Source organism: Streptomyces graminofaciens (assembly GCF_030294945.1).
Taxonomy (GTDB): Bacteria; Actinomycetota; Actinomycetes; order Streptomycetales; family Streptomycetaceae; genus Streptomyces; species Streptomyces graminofaciens.
Genome location: NZ_AP018448.1, coordinates 3108000 through 3124072, shown reverse-complemented (window position 1 = coordinate 3124072; position 16073 = coordinate 3108000). Strand labels below are relative to the sequence as shown.

At 72.9% G+C, this 16073-nt stretch carries 8 protein-coding genes; 2 read left to right on the top strand and 6 right to left on the bottom strand.

The window, feature by feature from the left end; genetic code table 11:
* Window positions 1–11: 11 nt before the first annotated feature.
* From SGFS_RS13470 to SGFS_RS13445, 6 genes are all read right to left on the bottom strand, one after another.
* Entirely contained in the window at window positions 12–8153 is an 8142-nt protein-coding gene (locus tag SGFS_RS13470) for a type I polyketide synthase (protein WP_286250221.1), read from the bottom strand.
* 12 nt (window positions 8154–8165) lie between these two features.
* Window positions 8166–9623 carry a class I adenylate-forming enzyme family protein gene (locus SGFS_RS13465; RefSeq protein WP_286250220.1) on the bottom strand — a complete coding sequence of 486 codons (1458 nt, stop codon included), beginning with the start codon at window positions 9621–9623 and terminating at the stop codon, window positions 8166–8168.
* Window positions 9620–10168: a coronafacic acid synthetase gene (locus SGFS_RS13460; RefSeq protein ID WP_286250218.1), complete on the bottom strand. Its 549-nt coding sequence runs from the start codon at window positions 10166–10168 to the stop codon at window positions 9620–9622. Before SGFS_RS13460 ends, SGFS_RS13465 begins: the two co-directional genes overlap by 4 nt.
* The gene (locus SGFS_RS13455) at window positions 10165–11151 is read right to left on the bottom strand and encodes a beta-ketoacyl synthase N-terminal-like domain-containing protein (protein ID WP_350283997.1); all 987 of its coding nucleotides are present in this window, start codon (window positions 11149–11151) and stop codon (window positions 10165–10167) included. Before SGFS_RS13455 ends, SGFS_RS13460 begins: the two co-directional genes overlap by 4 nt.
* Before the next feature lie 152 nt (window positions 11152–11303).
* Entirely contained in the window at window positions 11304–11798 is a 495-nt protein-coding gene (locus SGFS_RS13450) for a 3-hydroxyacyl-ACP dehydratase FabZ family protein (RefSeq protein ID WP_286250214.1), read from the bottom strand.
* Window positions 11795–12067: an acyl carrier protein gene (locus tag SGFS_RS13445; RefSeq protein WP_286250213.1), complete on the bottom strand. Its 273-nt coding sequence runs from the start codon at window positions 12065–12067 to the stop codon at window positions 11795–11797. The genes SGFS_RS13450 and SGFS_RS13445 overlap by 4 nt, the downstream gene beginning before the upstream one ends.
* A 1013-nt stretch (window positions 12068–13080) precedes the next feature.
* On the opposite strand from SGFS_RS13445, the gene SGFS_RS13440 reads away from it, so the two are divergent.
* Both SGFS_RS13440 and SGFS_RS13435 read left to right on the top strand, forming a co-directional pair.
* Window positions 13081–13941, top strand: a complete 861-nt coding sequence (locus SGFS_RS13440) for a LuxR C-terminal-related transcriptional regulator (RefSeq protein ID WP_286250210.1) — start codon at window positions 13081–13083, stop codon at window positions 13939–13941.
* 105 nt (window positions 13942–14046) lie between these two features.
* Window positions 14047–15942 carry a ThiF family adenylyltransferase gene (locus tag SGFS_RS13435; protein WP_286250209.1) on the top strand — a complete coding sequence of 632 codons (1896 nt, stop codon included), beginning with the start codon at window positions 14047–14049 and terminating at the stop codon, window positions 15940–15942.
* Window positions 15943–16073 lie beyond the last annotated feature (131 nt).

The window sequence follows — 16073 nt, the reverse complement described above, 5'->3', positions numbered from 1 at the left end:
CGGCCGGGGCGTCATTCGGCGTCCTCCGCGGAGAACGCCATCGCGACGAGTTCGTCGAGGCTCGCCGTCCTGATGTCCTCGATGCCGTCGTGGTCGTCGCCGGGGGCGGTCTCGATCCCCGCGATCTGGAGGAGGGTGTCGAGCAGCCCGAGTTCGCGCAGGCGCGCGAGCGGGATGGCGGCGATGGCCTCCTGGATCCTGGTTTCCTCCGGCGCCTGAGCCCCGTCGTCACCGGAGTCGGGGAAGAGTTCTCCGTCGAGGTGGCCGGCCAGCGAGACCGGGGTCGGATGGTCGTAGGTGAGGGTGGCGGGCAGTTGGAGCCCGGTCGCGGTGGTCAGCCGGTTGCGGAGCTCCAGTGCCGTCAGCGAGTCGAAGCCGGACTCCCTGAACGGCTGGTCGGGGGCGAGGGGTGTGGTCGCGTCGAGGCCGAGGACGGCGGCGGCGTGCGTGCCGATGAGGGACTGCAGACGGCGCAGCCTGGCGTCGGGCCCGAGATCGGCGAGGTCGGCCCGCAGATCGGGGGCCGGTGCGGACACGGTGGCCGCCCGGCGGGTGCCGGCCGCTGCGGTCAGCCGCTCCAGAAGGGGGTGCAGCGTGCCGTAGGTGCTGTTGGTGCGCAGCGTCTGCTGGTTGAGGGGGGTGGCGGTGACCGCCGCGTACGGCAGTTCCAGGGCGGCGTCGAGCAGGGCGTGGCCGTACTCGGCGGTGATGGGCGCGAGACCGGTCCGCGCGATGCGGGTGTTGTCGGCGTCGGTGAGGGCGCCGGTGAGGCCGGTGACCGGCTGCCACCAGCCCCAGGCGACCGAGGTGGCGGCCAGGCCCTGGCGGCGGCGGTGGCGGGCGAGGGCGTCGAGGAAGGTGTTGGCGGCCGCGTAGTTGCCCTGGCCCGGGTTGCCGAGGGTGCCGGCGGTCGAGGAGTACAGGACGAAGGCGGCCAGGTCGAGATGGCGGGTCCGCTCGTGCAGATGCCAGGCGGCGTCGACCTTCGGGGCGAACACCCGGTGCAGGTCGTCGGGGGTCAGGTTGGGCACGGTGCCGTCCGCTAGGACGCCCGCCGTGTGGAACACGCCGGTGAGCGGATGTTCGGACGGTATCGAGTCGAGGAGGCCGCGCAGCGCGTCCGGGTCGGCGGCGTCGCAGGCGGCGATCCTGACCTGTGCGCCGAGTCCGGTCAGTTCGGCGCTGAGCCGGTCGGCTCCGGCCGCGTCCGGTCCGCCCCTGCTGACCAGCAGCAGTTGGCGGGCGCCGTGCGCGGTGACGAGGTGCCGGGCGAGCAGTCCGCCGAGGGTGCCGGTGCCGCCGGTGATCAGGACGGTGCCGTCGGGGTCCAGGGGGCGGGGCAGGGTGAGCACGATCTTGCCGGTGTGGCGGGCGTCCCGCATCAGCCGGAAGGCGTCGGCGGCCTGCCCGATCCCGTAGGCCGTGACCGGCAGCGGCGTCAGCACTGCGTCGTCGAACAGGCGGCGCAGCTCGGCGAGGATCTCCTCGGTGCGTTCGGGGCTCGCGCTGTCGCGCCGGTCGAAGGCCCGGTAGGCGAGGTGCGAGTGGGTGGCGGCCAGCTGCCCGGCGTCCCGGATGTCGGTCTTGCCCAGCTCGATGAACCGGCCCCCGGCGGCCACGAGGTCCAGTGACGCGTCGGTGAACGGGCCCGCCAGGGCGTTGAGCACGACGTCCACGCCGCGCCCGCCGGTGACCTCCCGGAAGCGTTCGGCGAAGTCGAGCGTGCGCGAGTTGGCGATGTGCTCCTCGGCGTAGCCGAGGCCGCGCAGGGTGTCCCACTTGTCGGGGTGGGCGGTGGCGAGGGGCACCGCGCCCAGATGGCGGGCGAGTTGGGTGGCTGCCTGACCGACGCCACCGGCGGCGGCGTGGATCAGGACCGTCTCGCCGGGCCGGATCCCGGCGAGGTCCACGAGGGCGTGGTAGGCGGTGACGAAGGCCACGGGCACACTGGCGGCCTCGGCGAAGGACCAGTCGTCGGCGATCCGGGTCACCATGCGGCGGTCGGCCACGACGACCGGGCCGAAGGCCTTCTCCGTCAGGACGGCGACCCGGTCCCCCACGGCGAGGTCCACGCCCGGCCCGGCCTCGGTGACGACACCGGCGGCCTCGGCCCCGGAGTCGTGCTGGACGGCGATGAGACCGAGGGCGGCGGCGGTGTCGTAGAAGTTGACGCCGGCGGCCCGTACGTCGACCCGGACCTGGCCGGGCCGCAGCGGGGCTTCGGCCTCGGGGGCCGGGAGCAGAGCGAGGTCGTCGAGCCCGCCGCCGCCGGTGGTGTCCAGCCGCCACAGGGGCGTGTCGGCGGGCGGTGTGAGCAGCTCGGCCGTGGCGGTCCGCGCCAGATGGGGGATGTACGCCTGTCCGCCCCGGACGGCCGACTGCGGGTGACCGGCGGCCAGTACGGCCGAGAGCGCGGCCGGGGTGTCGGGGTGGTGGTCGGTGTCGATCAGGACGATCCGGCCGGGGTTCTCGTTCTGGGCGCTGTGCAGCAGGCCCCACGCCGGGCCGTGTACCAGGCTCGGCACGTCGTGGGGTCCGGTGGCGACGGCGCCCCGGGTGACGACCGCCAGCACGGTCCGGGTGAGCCTGTCGTGGGCGAGCCAGCCCTGGAGGAGGTCCAGGACCTCCTGGCAACGGGCGCGCACGGCGTCGGGCAGGTCCTTCATGTCGGCCGGGTCGGGTGCGGGCAGCGCCCAGACGACGGTCTCGGGCGGTGCGGCCCCCGCGTCGACGGCCGCGGTCAGCGCGGACAGATCGGCGTAGCGGGGCAAGTCGCCGAAGGCGGCGGCCGGCTCGGGGCCCGGGTCGAGCAGCGCCCACGTACCGGTGTCGCCGGGGCCGACCGGGTCGGTGGGCGAAGCGGTCCAGTCCAGGCGCAGCAGATCGTGCTCGGGACCGGTGCGCAGCAGGCGGCGCAGATGGTCACCGGCGGTGGCCCGCAGGGTGAGCGCCTCGACGGTCAGGACGGGGGCGCCCGTGTCGTCGGTGGCGGTCACGGCGACGGTGTCGGGCTTGACGAGGCGCAGATGGACGCGCAGCCGTGTGGTGGCGGTCCCGGTGTGGGTGATGCCGCCGAAGGTGAAGGGCAGCCTCGGCCCGGTCCTTCCGTCGGCCGGGTCGGCCGCGGTGTCCGGTACGGCGATGGGGTGCAGCGCGGCGTCGAGCAGCGCCGGGTGCAGGGCGTGGCCGGTGGCCGCGAGGCCCTCGGGCAGGTGGACCTCGGCGTAGAAGTGCTCGCCCTGGCGCCAGGCGGTGCGCAGGCCGCCGAAGGCCGGGCCGTAGTCGTAGCCGGCCGCGGCGAGACCGGCGCGCAGGGCGGCCAGGTCGATCGGGTCGGCGTCGGCGGGCGGCCAGGAGGAGGGGCCGGCCTCGGGGGGCGGCCCGGACGGCTCCTCGCTCAGCCGGGCTGTGGCGTGCAGGGTCCAGGGGGGCGGGGCGGTGTCGTCCGTGCCGTGGGTGCGGGCGTGCAGGGTCAGCGGCCGGTGGCCGTGCTCGTCGGCAGGCCCGATCCGCAGCTGCAGGTCCAGGGCGTCCTGCTCGGTCAGCACCATCGGTGCGTGGAGGGCCAGTTCGGCGATGTGGGGGCTGCCCGCCAGACGGGCCGCGTGCAGGGCCATGTCGACGTAGCCGGTGCCCGGGACGAGGACGACTCCGGTGGCCGCGTGGTCGGCGAGCCAGGGCTGGGTGTCCAGGCCGACCCGGCCGGTCAGCAGCAGCCCCTCGCCGTCGGGGAGGTCGATCACCGCGCCCAGCAGCGGGTGCTCGGAGGTGCGCTGCCCCGCCGTCGCCACGTCCGCGGTCGGCGCGGCGGTGAGCCAGTGGCGGCGGTGCTCGAAGGGATACGTGGGCAGATCGACATGACCGGCCGTCGAGTGCCCGGCGTTCTGGTCCAGGGCGTGGCCGTGCGCGTGCAGACGTGCCCTGGCGGCGGTGAGCGTGCCGGTCTGGGGCTTGGCGCGGTGCAGGGTGCCGGTGACGAGCGCGGTGGTGTCGAGGGTCTCCTCGATCGGCGGCACGAGGACCGGGTGCGGGCTGCACTCCAGGAAGGTGCGGTGGCCCTGCCCGGCCAGCGACCGGAGGGTGTCGGTGAGGCGGACGGTGTCGCGGAGGTTGGCGTACCAGTACGCGGCGTCCAGCGAGCCGCCGTCGAGCGGGCCGTCCTGGAGGCGGCCGTCGACCGTGCTGTGGAAGGCGACGGTGGTGGGCCGGGGGGTGATGTCGGCGAGCCGTTCGAGGAGGCCGTCGCGGAGGGGGTCGATGTGCCGGGAGTGGCTGGCGTAGTCGACGTCGATGCGCCGGGCCCGTATGCCCTCGGCCTCGCAGTGGCGCAGCAGGTCGGTCACGGCGTCGGTGTCGCCGGCGACGACGGTGGAGGCGGGGCTGTTCACGGCGGCGACACCGATCCGGCCGCCGTACGCGGCGAGGAGTTCCCCGGCCCGGTCGGCGGGCAGACCGACGGTGGCCATGGCGCCGGTGCCGGACAGCTCCACCAGGGCCTGGGCACGCAGGGCGACCAGCCGGGCCGCGTCGGGCAGGGTGAGGGCACCGGCGATGTGGGCGGCGGCGATCTCGCCCTGGGAGTGCCCCACGACGGCGTCCGGGACGACACCGAAGGACTGCCACAGGCGGGCGAGCGAGGTCATCACCGCGAACAGCGCGGGCTGGACGACGTCGACCCGGTCCAGGGCGGGCGCGCCCGGCGCGCCGCGCAGCACATCCACGACCGACCACCCTGTGTACGGCCGCAGCGCCTCGTCGGCGCGGTCGAGGGCCTGACGGTGGACCGGGTACGCGTCGTACAGCTCCATGCCCATGCCGGGCCACTGCGAGCCCTGGCCCGGGAAGACGAACACGACCTTCCCGGGGCCCGAGGCGGGCACCGCGCCCTGGACCAGGCCGGGGTGGTCGCGCTGGTCGCCCAACGCGCCCAGCGCGTCGAGGAGTTCGTCGCGGGAGCGTCCCCAGGCGACGGCCCGGTGGGCGAACCGGCTGCGGGTGGTGGCCAGCGCGTGCGCCACGTCCACGGGGTCGAGGTCGGGCCGGTCGACGAGATGGCGGCGCAGTCGGGCGGCCTGGGCCCGCAGCGCCGTCCCGGTCTTCGCCGAGACGGTCCACATCACCTCGGTGGACGGGTCGGCGCGGCGCTCGGGAGCGAGGCCCGCGGGGTCGGGTGCCTGTTCCAGGATCAGATGGCTGTTGGTGCCCGAGACCCCGAAGGAGGACACGGCGGCGCGCCGGGGGCGGTTGTCGGCCTCCGGCCAGTCCTGCTGTTCGGTGAGCAGCCGGACGGCGCCGGAGGACCAGTTGATGTGCGGGGAGGGCGCGTCGATGTGGATGCTGCGGGGCAGCTGCCCGTGCCGGAGGGCCATCACCAGCTTGATCAGGCCCGCCACGCCCGCGGCGGCCTGCGTGTGGCCGATGTTGGACTTCACCGACCCCAGCAGCACCGGTCGTTCCTCGGGCCGCTCGCGTCCGTAGGTGGCCAGCAGCGCGTGGGCCTCGATGGGGTCGCCGAGGCGGGTTCCGGTGCCGTGGGCCTCGATCACGTCGATGTCCTGCGGTGTCAGCCCGGCGTTGGCCAGGGCGTGCCGGATGACCCGCTGCTGTGCGGAACCGCTGGGCGCGGACAGGCCGTTGGAGGCGCCGTCCTGGTTGACCGCGCTGCCCCGGATCACCGCCAGGACCGGGTGGCCGTTGGCCCTGGCGTCCGACAGGCGCTCCAGCACCACCATGCCGACGCCTTCGGCGAGGCCGATGCCGTCGGCGGACGCGGAGAAGGCCTTGCAGCGGCCGTCGGGGGAGAGGACCCGCTGCCGGGAGAACTCGACGAGCACACCGGGGCCGGACATCACGGTCGCCCCGCCGGCCAGCGCCAGTTCGCAGTCGTCGTCGCGGAGCGCCTGGCAGGCCTGGTGGATCGCCACGAGGGAGGAGGAGCAGGCGGTGTCGAGGGTGATCGCCGGCCCTTCGAGCCCCAGGGTGTACGCGACCCGGCCCGAGGCGACACAGAGCGCGGTACCCATGAAGGCATGGCCGGCCACGTCGTCGGAGGCCTGGTGGAGGCGGGGGCCGTACTCCTGGGAGATCACCCCGGCGAAGACCCCGGTGCTCGTGCCGCGCAGGGTGTCGGGGTCGATGCCGGCGTGCTCGATAGCCTCCCACGACACTTCGAGCAGCAGCCGCTGCTGCGGTTCCATCGCCGTCGCCTCACGAGGCGAGAGTCCGAAGAAGCCCGCGTCGAAGTCCGCGGCGTCGTACAGGAAGCCGCCGTTGCGGGAGGAGATCTTCCCCAGTTCCCCGGGCGTGGGGTCGTACAGGCCGTCCGTGTCCCAGCCCCGGTCGGCGGGGTGCTCACCGATCACGTCACGCCCGGCCGCCACCAGGTCCCACAGGGATTCCGCGTCGGTCACCCCGCCCGGGTAGCGGCACCCGATGCCGACGATCGCGATCGGCTCGTCCGACGGGCCGCGCCGGGTGCGGCGGGCGCGCGCGTCGGCCCCTCCGGCCGCCGGGTCCTCGGTCGCGAGGCCGAGTTCGTGCCGCAGGTGCTCGGCGAGCGCCGCCGGTGTGGGGTGGTCGAAGACGAGGGTGGTCGGCAGGTCGAGGCCGGTGGCCGCCGCGAGGGCGGCGGTCAGCTCGACCACGCCGAGCGAGGTGAATCCGATCTCCAGGAAGGTCTGGGTGCCCGCGCCGAAGCCGTGCCCCAGCACCCTGCCGGTCTCCGTGGCGATCAGGTCGACGAGTGTCTCGCGCTGTCTGTCCGGCGAGGCGTCCCGGAGGGCGGCGATGTCGAGCAGACCGGCGGGCTCGGTGCCCGGAGTCTGCCGCTGCCGGCCCGCGTCCGCCTCCACCGGCTCCGCATCCGTGTGCGTCACCGTCACCCGAGGCCGGCTGACGACCCGTTCGTACGCCGTCTCCCAGCTGACCGGCACCCCGTTGACGAACGCGTGGGTGAGCGCCTGGAGGAAGCTTTCCCTGTCGCTCCTGCGGTGGTCCAGTGTGGGGACGACGGCGCCGGTGACGCCCGCTGCCCGGAGGGTCTCGCCGATGACCGTGGTGAGCGTGGGATGGGCGCTCACCTCGATGAAGAGCCGGTGGCCGTCGTCGATGAGCGCGCGTACGGCCTGCTCGAACAGGACGGTGCCGCGCATCGACCGGTACCAGTAGTCGCCGGTCAGGCCCGTGTCGTCGAGCCGCGTACCCGTGGCGGTGGAGTAGAACGAGGCGCGCGAAGGGCCGGACGGCGCGTGCGGCGCCTCCTCGGCCATCAGCTCCCGCAACCCGTCGACCTGGGGCGAGTGGCCGGCGACGTCGATGCCGGGCACCTTCCAGGCCCAGATCCCCTGCTCGGTGAGCTCCGCGAGGAGCTCCTCCACGGCGTCGATGTCACCGCTGACCGTCACGTTCCGGGCGCTGTTGACGGCCGCGACACCGAGCCGGCCGCTCCACCGGTCGATCAGCGGGCCGATCCTGTCGACGGGCGCGGCGATCGACGCCATGGCACCCCGGCCCTCGATACGGGTCAGGGCCGTGCCGTACAGCACGAGCAGCCGTGCGGCGTCCTCGGTGTCCAGCGCTCCGCAGGCGTGGGCGGCGGCGATCTCGCCGACGGAGTGTCCGACGACCGCCGCCTCCTTGAGCCCGTGGGCGCGCCAGGAGTCCGCGAGGGCGCAGGACAGGGCGAACTGGACCGGCTGGATGGTGCCGAGCCGGGTGAGTTCCTCTCCGGCGGTGAGCGCGGCGGCCGGGTCCCAGCCGTCCAGACGGGCCGACAGCGCCCTTCCGTAGTTCTCGACACGGCCCCTGAACTCGGGTGAGGAGGCGAGCAGTTCCGTCGCCATGCCGGGTTGGACGGAGCCCTGGCCGGGGAAGACGAGGACCGGTCGCCGGGCCGTGCCGGCGGTTCCGGTGAGGACGCCCCGGGTGGGGCGGCCCTGGGCCAGAGCGGTGAGTCCGTGCAGAAGTCCGTCCCGGTCCGTCGCGAGGACCGCGCCGCGGTGGTCGGCGTGAGCCGTCGTCAGCAGACGGTGTCCCAGGTCCGGCAGCGCCTCGTCCGGTGTCGCCTCGACCTTCTCGCGGAGCCGGTCGGCCTCGGCCGCGAGCGCTTGAGGGGAATCCCCCGAGACAACCAGGGGTGGGTTCTGGAGTTCCATGGTCATCCTTCGCTACTTGGCAACGGACTTGCGCCAGCCCAGGTGGGCGGCCGGGTGGACCAGCACACGGGCCGGCTGCTCGCTGCGGAGCAGGACCTTCGCGAGCCGCCGCCGGATCTCCTGGTCGTCGACGGAGTCGTCCGCGCAGTAGACATCGAGGGTGAAGACGACATCACCCGCGTCGTTCTCGTGGGTCCACGCCTGTGCTCCCTGTACGCCGGGGAGCGTCTCGGCTATCTCGCAGACCGACCGCAGCGAGACCTTCTCGCCGCGGCTGATGACATAGCTCGGGCGTCGGCCACGGAAGAAGAGATAGCCGTCGTCGTCCATCTCGAAGAGGTCGCCGGTGCCGATCGCGGTCCTCACCGGGCCCGAGGAGCCGATCGTGGTCCCGGTGTCCCCGGTCGTCGGCCCGCCGCCGTCGGGCCGTGTGCTCGTCTCCCTCCGTCCGACTCTGCGGAGCATCGCCGTGTCGGTTTCGACGATCAGCTCGCCGACCCGGTCCCCCGGGCTCTCCGTGCGCAGGCGGACCTCCACACCGGGAAGCGGGAGTCCCACCGAGGTGTGGCGCCGGGGCGGCTCCAGGTGGGCGGCCAGTGTGGACACACGGGGGCCCGCCTCGGTGAGGCCGTAGGTGAGGTAGAGCTCGAGGCCGGGGTTGTGCGCCAGCAGGTCCGCCGCGGACAGGGCATCGAACGCGTCACCGCCGACGGTGAGCCGACGCAGGTCGGCAGGGAGCGGGCGGCCCGCCCGGCGCCATGTCTCGACCAGTGCCGGCGTCAGCGAGGACACCGTGACCCCGTACTCCTCGATGGTCCGCCGGTAGCTCGCCGGGGTGAACGGCGGGCCCGCGATCACCGCTCTGCCCCCGGAGACGAGGGTCCCGAGCAGCTGGGCGACGAACGCGTACGAGTAGTGCATGGGGAGGTTGATCAGGACGGTGTCGTCGGTGGTCTGGCCGATCGACCCCGCGTGGCGGGCCGCGTTGCGGAGCAGGGAGTCGACGTGGTGCAGACAGCCGCTGAACACGCCGGAGGTACCGGAGGTGAGGAGGATGATCTCGCCGGGGCGGTGGAGGCGGGTGTCCGCGCCGGGCAGCGTCGCGAACTGGGCGATCCCGCCGATGGAGCGAGCAGCCTCGCCGCTGAGCAACTCGGCCGGAATGCGCGGCGCGACGATGGCGTCCGCTCCGAGGGCCCTGGCCATCCGTTCGATCCTGGACGGCGGAGCCGACGGCGGCAGGAGCGCCGGAACCGCGCCGTGGGCCAGCAGGGCCAGCACCACGACGGTGAACGCCCCGCCGTTCGGCATCGCCACCATGACGGTCCGTCCGGGCTCGACGCCGAGCGTGCGCAGTTCGTCCACCACGGTGTCGAGCGTCGGGAGCCGCGCCTCGGGCCGGTCGGCCTGGACGAGGTGGTCGAGGAAGTGCTGTACGGCGCTCGCCTCGAGGGTGCCAACGGTCTTCACTTCAGTCCTGCCGTCGTGTCCGAGGTGAGGATCGTGCTGGTGACGCGGTGACCCGATGCGTCCGCCCGGTGGGCCGTCACGATCACATGGGTCGCGGAGCCCCGGCGCAGCCAGGCGCGGGCCACGGCCATCGCGGGTGGCAGGCCCTTCTCCGGGGTCATCGACAGGGTCATGGTGGGGCCGCTGAATCCGAGGAGCTGGCAGGGGAGGCTGCAGATCGAGCCGGGATTCGCCCCCGAGAAGCGCAGCGGCGAGATACGGCCCGCCGGAATCGCCTCGGCCAGTTGCCGCATGGTGTGCGTGGTGCACTGATCGCTCACGGCGATGTGCCCCACGGCCTCCTTCGCCGACGCGTCCGCCGGTGTGAAATCCCCGCCGCACGCGCCGAGCGCCCGCTCCACCGCGTCGAGCACGAGCCAGGAGAGGGGGTCCGCGTAGAGGGACGCCTTCCGCTTCGGCTGGGCGGCGGACAGGTCGGGTGCGGCGGCGACACCTTCGCCGACGACTCTCATGCCGGACGTGTGCGGGGCGGCGAGTGCGTTCATGGCGTCGCGCTCCCCGGACCCTGCAGGACGAGGCAGGTGTTGAAGCCGCCGAAGCCGAGCGTCACGCTGATTCCGTACCCCTGGTCGATCTTCATGGGCTGCCGAGCCGGAATGGGCAGACCGAGCTGCGGGATCGGCTCCCGGAGGCCGTGGACGGGGGGTGCCATCGACGTGGCGAGGGCCTGGAGCACGGCGACCGCCTCGATGGCGCCGGTCGCGCCGAGGGTGTGCCCGAACGCCCCCTTGGTCGCGAACACGACCGGTGGACTGGGCACTTCGGCGAACAGGCGGGCGTAGGCCCGGGCCTCCACGTCGTCGTTCACCGGTGTTCCGGAGCCGTGTGCGTTGACGACGGAGACGTCCGCCGGGGTGATGTGTGCTGTGCGCAGGGCGCGTTCGACGGCGAGGACGACGTTCGCGCCGGACGGGTCGGGGGCGACGGCGCTGGCCGCGTCGTTCGACGATGCCGCGCCGGCCAGGACTCCGCGCGGGCGGGCGCCTCGGGCCCGCGCCCGCGCCGCGGTTTCGAGGACCAGGAAGGCCGCGCCCTCACCGAGAACCGTGCCGTTGTGCCGCGCGTCGAAGGCACGCAGCTCGTCGGGGGCCATGGTGCCCAGCCGCGAATGCCCCAGCCGCTTGCCGAGGGTGAGCACATCCGCCCCACCGCATACACACAACTCCGCGGCGCCTTCCTGGAGAAGGGCGAGAGCGGTCAGGATCGCGTCCGACCCCGCGGAGCAGGCGGTGGTGACCGTCACGGGTTCCGCCGCCAGTCCGGCGTCTCGCACGGCCGCTGCCGACCACTGGGAGAGGGAAGCGGTTTCCGTCAGGTCGAGATGGGCGCCGTAACTGGTCCCGAGGACCGGCAGGAGCGCCGGGTCGTCCGGCTCGATCCCCGCGTCCGCCAACGCCGTGGACAGTGTGGTGCGGGTGAGTTCGTGCTGGCGGTGCGATGCGGGGGAGTCCAGCGGAACGCCGGGCACGACTGCCGCCCGGATGTTACGCAGAGGTAACGGGGAGATGACGTCGGTGATTCCGGAGGTATCGTCGAGAAGTAATTCCCAAACCGGGTCGAGCGCCGATCCCAGAGCTGTGGTCCACGCCATTCCCGTGACCCAGATCCGGGAATCGGGGTTCACCACAGTTGCTCACCCAGATCTGTGACCTTGGTACGCACCAGGCTGCCCCGGGTCATGGCGACCGGCTTGCCCGAGACCTCCGCCCGGCAGGCGAAGGTGAGGAAATTTCCACGAAGGCTCTCGCAGGTCGTGTTGAAGATGATTTGATCGCCGGGAACGACGACATGGGTGAACCTGGCTTTGACCGACCCGATCAGGGTGATTTCGTCGTCGGCCAGCGGCGAGGTGGACAGCTGGGCCAGAATGATTGCCGACTGGGCGATCGCCTGCATCATATGGCTGGCCGGGAAGATGGCGCGCTCGGGGAAGTGACCGGAAATGGCGTCCGTCTGACCGGAGACGGCCATGAGGCTCTTCACGTATTCACCGGGCTCGTAATCCAGAATTCGGTCGAGGTACACCATCGGGTGGCGGTGCCGCAGCCAGCTCTTGAGTTCCGTGAACCCCATGGTCCTCGGCTGGCGCTCCTTGACGTCGATCACCTCGGTCATCGGCTGCCGGCTCCGTCCGGGACCGACTCGCCGAGGCGTGTCACCAGCCGTGTCAGGTCCCGCACCGAGGAGAAGTTCTCCGGCACGAAGTCCTCGTCCGAGATCGTTATGCCGAAGGCATATTCACATTGGGCGCGGAGTTCGGTGAATCCGAGCGAGTCGAGGCCGAGGACGTCCCGAAGGCCGTCGTCGAGGCCGATCTCGGCCTGCGGAACGCTCACGAACAGGTCGTCGACCAGGATTCTCTTGATGGTTGCCTCAATGCTCACGAGCAGTCTCCAGGATTGCCGACCGGGGCGGGCTGGGAAACGGCATGGCCGACGCCCGCACTGCACCGGAAGAAAGCCCGGCACCGGTCGCTCATGACGCCATGAATGAAGGCACGCACGAGCGATCGGAAAACGGACCTCTCCGGTGAGAACGATGCGACCTTACAAGCTTCAAGTAGCGAGCGGCGACTACGGAAACCCTTAGTCTCCGTCGGCAAAATCGCCCAAATCGGACCGTCGCTCGATGGAGGGGCAGGCGGCTTTCGGGTCGTAAAAGCACGCGGATTTGTTACCGGTGGGTTTATAAAATGCCGCGGTGCGCAGTCCGCCGACACGCCGCCGCCCCGTTCCGTCATGGCTTCCGCGCACGTCCCCGGCGCGCCGGGGACGGCCGGGATGCCGTGCGGCACACACAGCGCAGTGGCATACCGATCGGTACGTGTCGCTGTACACAGTGACACCCTTGACCAAGTACCGCTCCAACAAGGCAAACTGATCCAGCATCACCCGTCGGGCGGTACCACGTCCCGCCCAACGCTGTTCCCGGCCGCCCTGCGACGGCCCTCCGGGCAGGAGAGACAGCCATTTCACCCCCCTAGCCACACACGCCAGCGCCGGCACTCTTCCGTCGGCCCTGTCCGAAAGCGCTTGTCGCCGGAGCCCCCGCAGCCCAGGTGCCGCAGCCCCGGAAACCGGCGGGCCCACGGCTGCGCACCGCGGTACCGCGCGACCGACACATCCCCCCCGCACCACCAGGAGACCTCGCATGACTGCGCCCCCGCGGCGGTCAGACGGCTTTCCCGCACCCCCGTCCGACGGATGCGAACGGGGAGCACAGAACGACGTTCGGACGGGCCGTTAGCCCCGGCTCACCACCGGCTTCCCCACACGGCCCCAGTTCCCCACACGACGGAGGAGACGAGGACGCCCCCGTACCGGGCGGTCCACCGGCGTCGGCCGAACGCGGCGCACCGGGTCCCTTCCGGCCACCCCCCCCCGAAAGAGGTACTGCCTTGTCCACCCTGCCCAAGGTCACGCCCCTGGACCTGGACCCAGAGCCCCCCACGGAGAAACCCCGGGATCTGCCGACACCCGAGATCCCCTCGGCCGTCGCCGCGACACTGGGCATCGTCCATCTCGACACCGAACTCCGGGTCGTGGAGGCCAACGACGCGTTCTGCGAGCAGTTCCGGCTCATACCCGCCGAGGTGCGGGGAGTGCCCCTGTCGCGATTCTTCCACCCGACGGCCGGGGCGAGCCTCCAGGAACACTTCTCCCAGCTCGTCGCGGGGCGGCACGGTGACTTCAGCGTCCCCATGACACTCGTGGACGGGAACCTCAGGGACAGGGACTGCCTGGTCACGGGCATCGCGCTCAACAGCCTCCTGCACATCTACTGCACCGAGTGCGCCGCGGTCGCGCTCATCGTCCCGGACACCGTCCACAGCCCCCCGCTCACGCTGGCCGCGGCGCCCGCGGCGCTCGCCGAGGTGCCCGGCCGTGTTCTGGAAGGCGTGGCCGCCGGGCTCTCCACCCAGCAGCTGGCCTCACGGCTCGGCCTCAGCAGCCACGGCGTCGAGTACCACATCAGCGCGATGCTGAAGAAGCTGAAGGCACCCAACCGCTCCGCGCTCGTCGCCCGCGCCTACGCGCTGGACATCCTCGTCCCGCACTGCTGGCCGCCCCGGGTCAAGCCCCAGTACATGGCACGGTTCCAGGTCGGCACGTCCGCCTACGCGACAGCGGCCCCCGCACCGGCGGACCGCGCCCGGGTGCCGGCTCCCCGCCGGTCCGACGACCTCACCGAGGCGCGACGGCCCGCACCGGCGCTCCCCGACGACGGCGACAGCCACCCGGAACAGGAACGCGCATGAGCCGGACACACCCCCGATCCACCTCCCACCACCGAGGCGCGAGGCCTCGCGCCGCCGCCGTCGCGGCGTGGGCCCACGGCGAGCGCCGAGCGAACGGAGCCGGTCATGGACACTGACACCCACCGGGCGGACATCGACGCGGTGGCGGCCGGGGCCGAGGCCGTGAGCCGCAACGCCGACATCATCAGCGAACGGGAGCAGGCGGCGTTACGCGCCGCGACCGTGCTGGTCGCGGGGTGCGGCGGCGGTGGCGGGGTGGTCGAGCCACTGACCCGGCTCGGCGTGCTGCGCTTCCGGCTCGCCGACCCCGACCGCTTCGACGTCTCGAACCTGAACCGGCAGGCCTGCGTACAGGCCGACGTGGGCCGCTCCAAGCCCGAGGCGATCGCCGACCGCGTGCGCGCCCTCAACCCCGCGGCCGACGTGACCGTCTACCCCCAGGGGCTGACCCTGGAGAACCTCGACGAGGCGCTCGACGGCGCCCACATCGTCTTCGACGGAATCGATCCGACGATGTCGGCCTGGGTCAAGTACCAGCTGCACGAGCGGGCGGCCCGGCGCGGCATCCCTGTCCTGGCGGGCATGGACTTCGGCGGGAAGCCGACCCTGTACGTCTTCGACTACCGGCGCAATCCGGTGCCGTTCTACGGCAGGGCGAGCGCCGAGGCACACCGTGAGAACCGCCTCTGGGAATCGATGCGGTGGACCGGTAGGACCCATGTCCCCAGCGACTTCCTGCCCGTCCAGGCCGACCGGTTCGCCAATGGAGGCACCTGGCCGCAGATCGGCTACTGCGTCCTCGGCCTCGCCACACTGACCACCAGGACGGTCGTGGACCTGCTGATGAACCGCAGAACGCGGCACGTCGTCACCATGGACGTGCACGCCGCGGTCATGTCCCGCCCGGCCGCCCTGGTGCACCGGGCGCGGATGCCGGTGGAGCTCGTCAGAACCCGTCGGGCGATACGCGCCGCAGCCCGGCGCGGTCCGCGCCCGGAGGCGGCCGCGCCGCAGCCCCTGCGCCCGCTGCCCGAGCGGCTCGCCACGGTGCTGGGCGGCGCCCGGCTCGCCCCTTCCGCGTACAACGCACAGCCTTGGCGGTTCGAGCTCCTCGACGACCGCACGGTCCGGCTGGCACCCGACCCGTACCGCTGGCCCGCCGCCGACCGGGACCCGCTGGGCTGGGCGGAGAGTGTCGGCTGCGCGCTGGGTTCCATGACCTACCTGGCGCGCGGCGAGTGGGAAGCCCGGCCGGCCGACCAGGGCGGGACGCACGAATCCGTCGGCCGGTTCCACTGCGACCGCCTCCGCGACGACGTCCTCCTCCGGCAGGGAGCGCTCGGCCTGCGCGCCACCCACCGGGAGGACCTGCTGCGCACCCCTCTCGACCAGGCCACGGCGAAGCGGATCGAGCTGCTGTGCGCCGAGCGGAACCTCACCCTCGACGTGGTCAGCGGGCCCACCGCCCTCGCCCGGCTCGCACGGACGGAGCTCGACTCGGCCATGGCCGCCGATCCGGCGCGGGACGCCCGACTCCGGGCCTGGCTGCGCGAACGCGCCCGGAGCGAGAACGGCCGCCGTTCCTTCGGGGACCCGGGCGACCTGCTCGACCGCTCGGGTGCGACCGGGGCTCTCGCCCGTGCCCTGACGAGTGAGGCGGTACCGCGCGCGCTGGCCCGTCCGCTGGGCTCGGCGGCGGCGAGCGGACGGGCGCGGAGGCTGCGCAACTGCGGAGCCGTGCTGGTCCTGCGCGGTCCGCGCCGGACCGTCGCCGACCGCGTGGAAGCGGGAGCCACGCTGATGCACATCTGGCTCACCCTGACCGAGGCCGGATACGCGGCCCAGCCGCTGCGGGGCGAGTTCGGCCGCACGGTGGCCGGACTCGGCCCCGACGGGGACAACGAGATTCTGGCGGTCCTGCGCACCGGACGGGCCACGACCACACCGCGCCACCGGGTCACGCGCTGCCCGGTCGAGGCCTCCGTGCGGTGGGCCGAATAGCCCGGTACCCGTCGGGCACAGCCGGGACACGGCAGGGCCCAGGCCGCTCACTCACGGCCTGGGCCCTGCCGTTGCTCGCGCCGCTGTCCTGACCCGTCGCGATGCGGTGGGCGCGCCCACGTCATGCCACG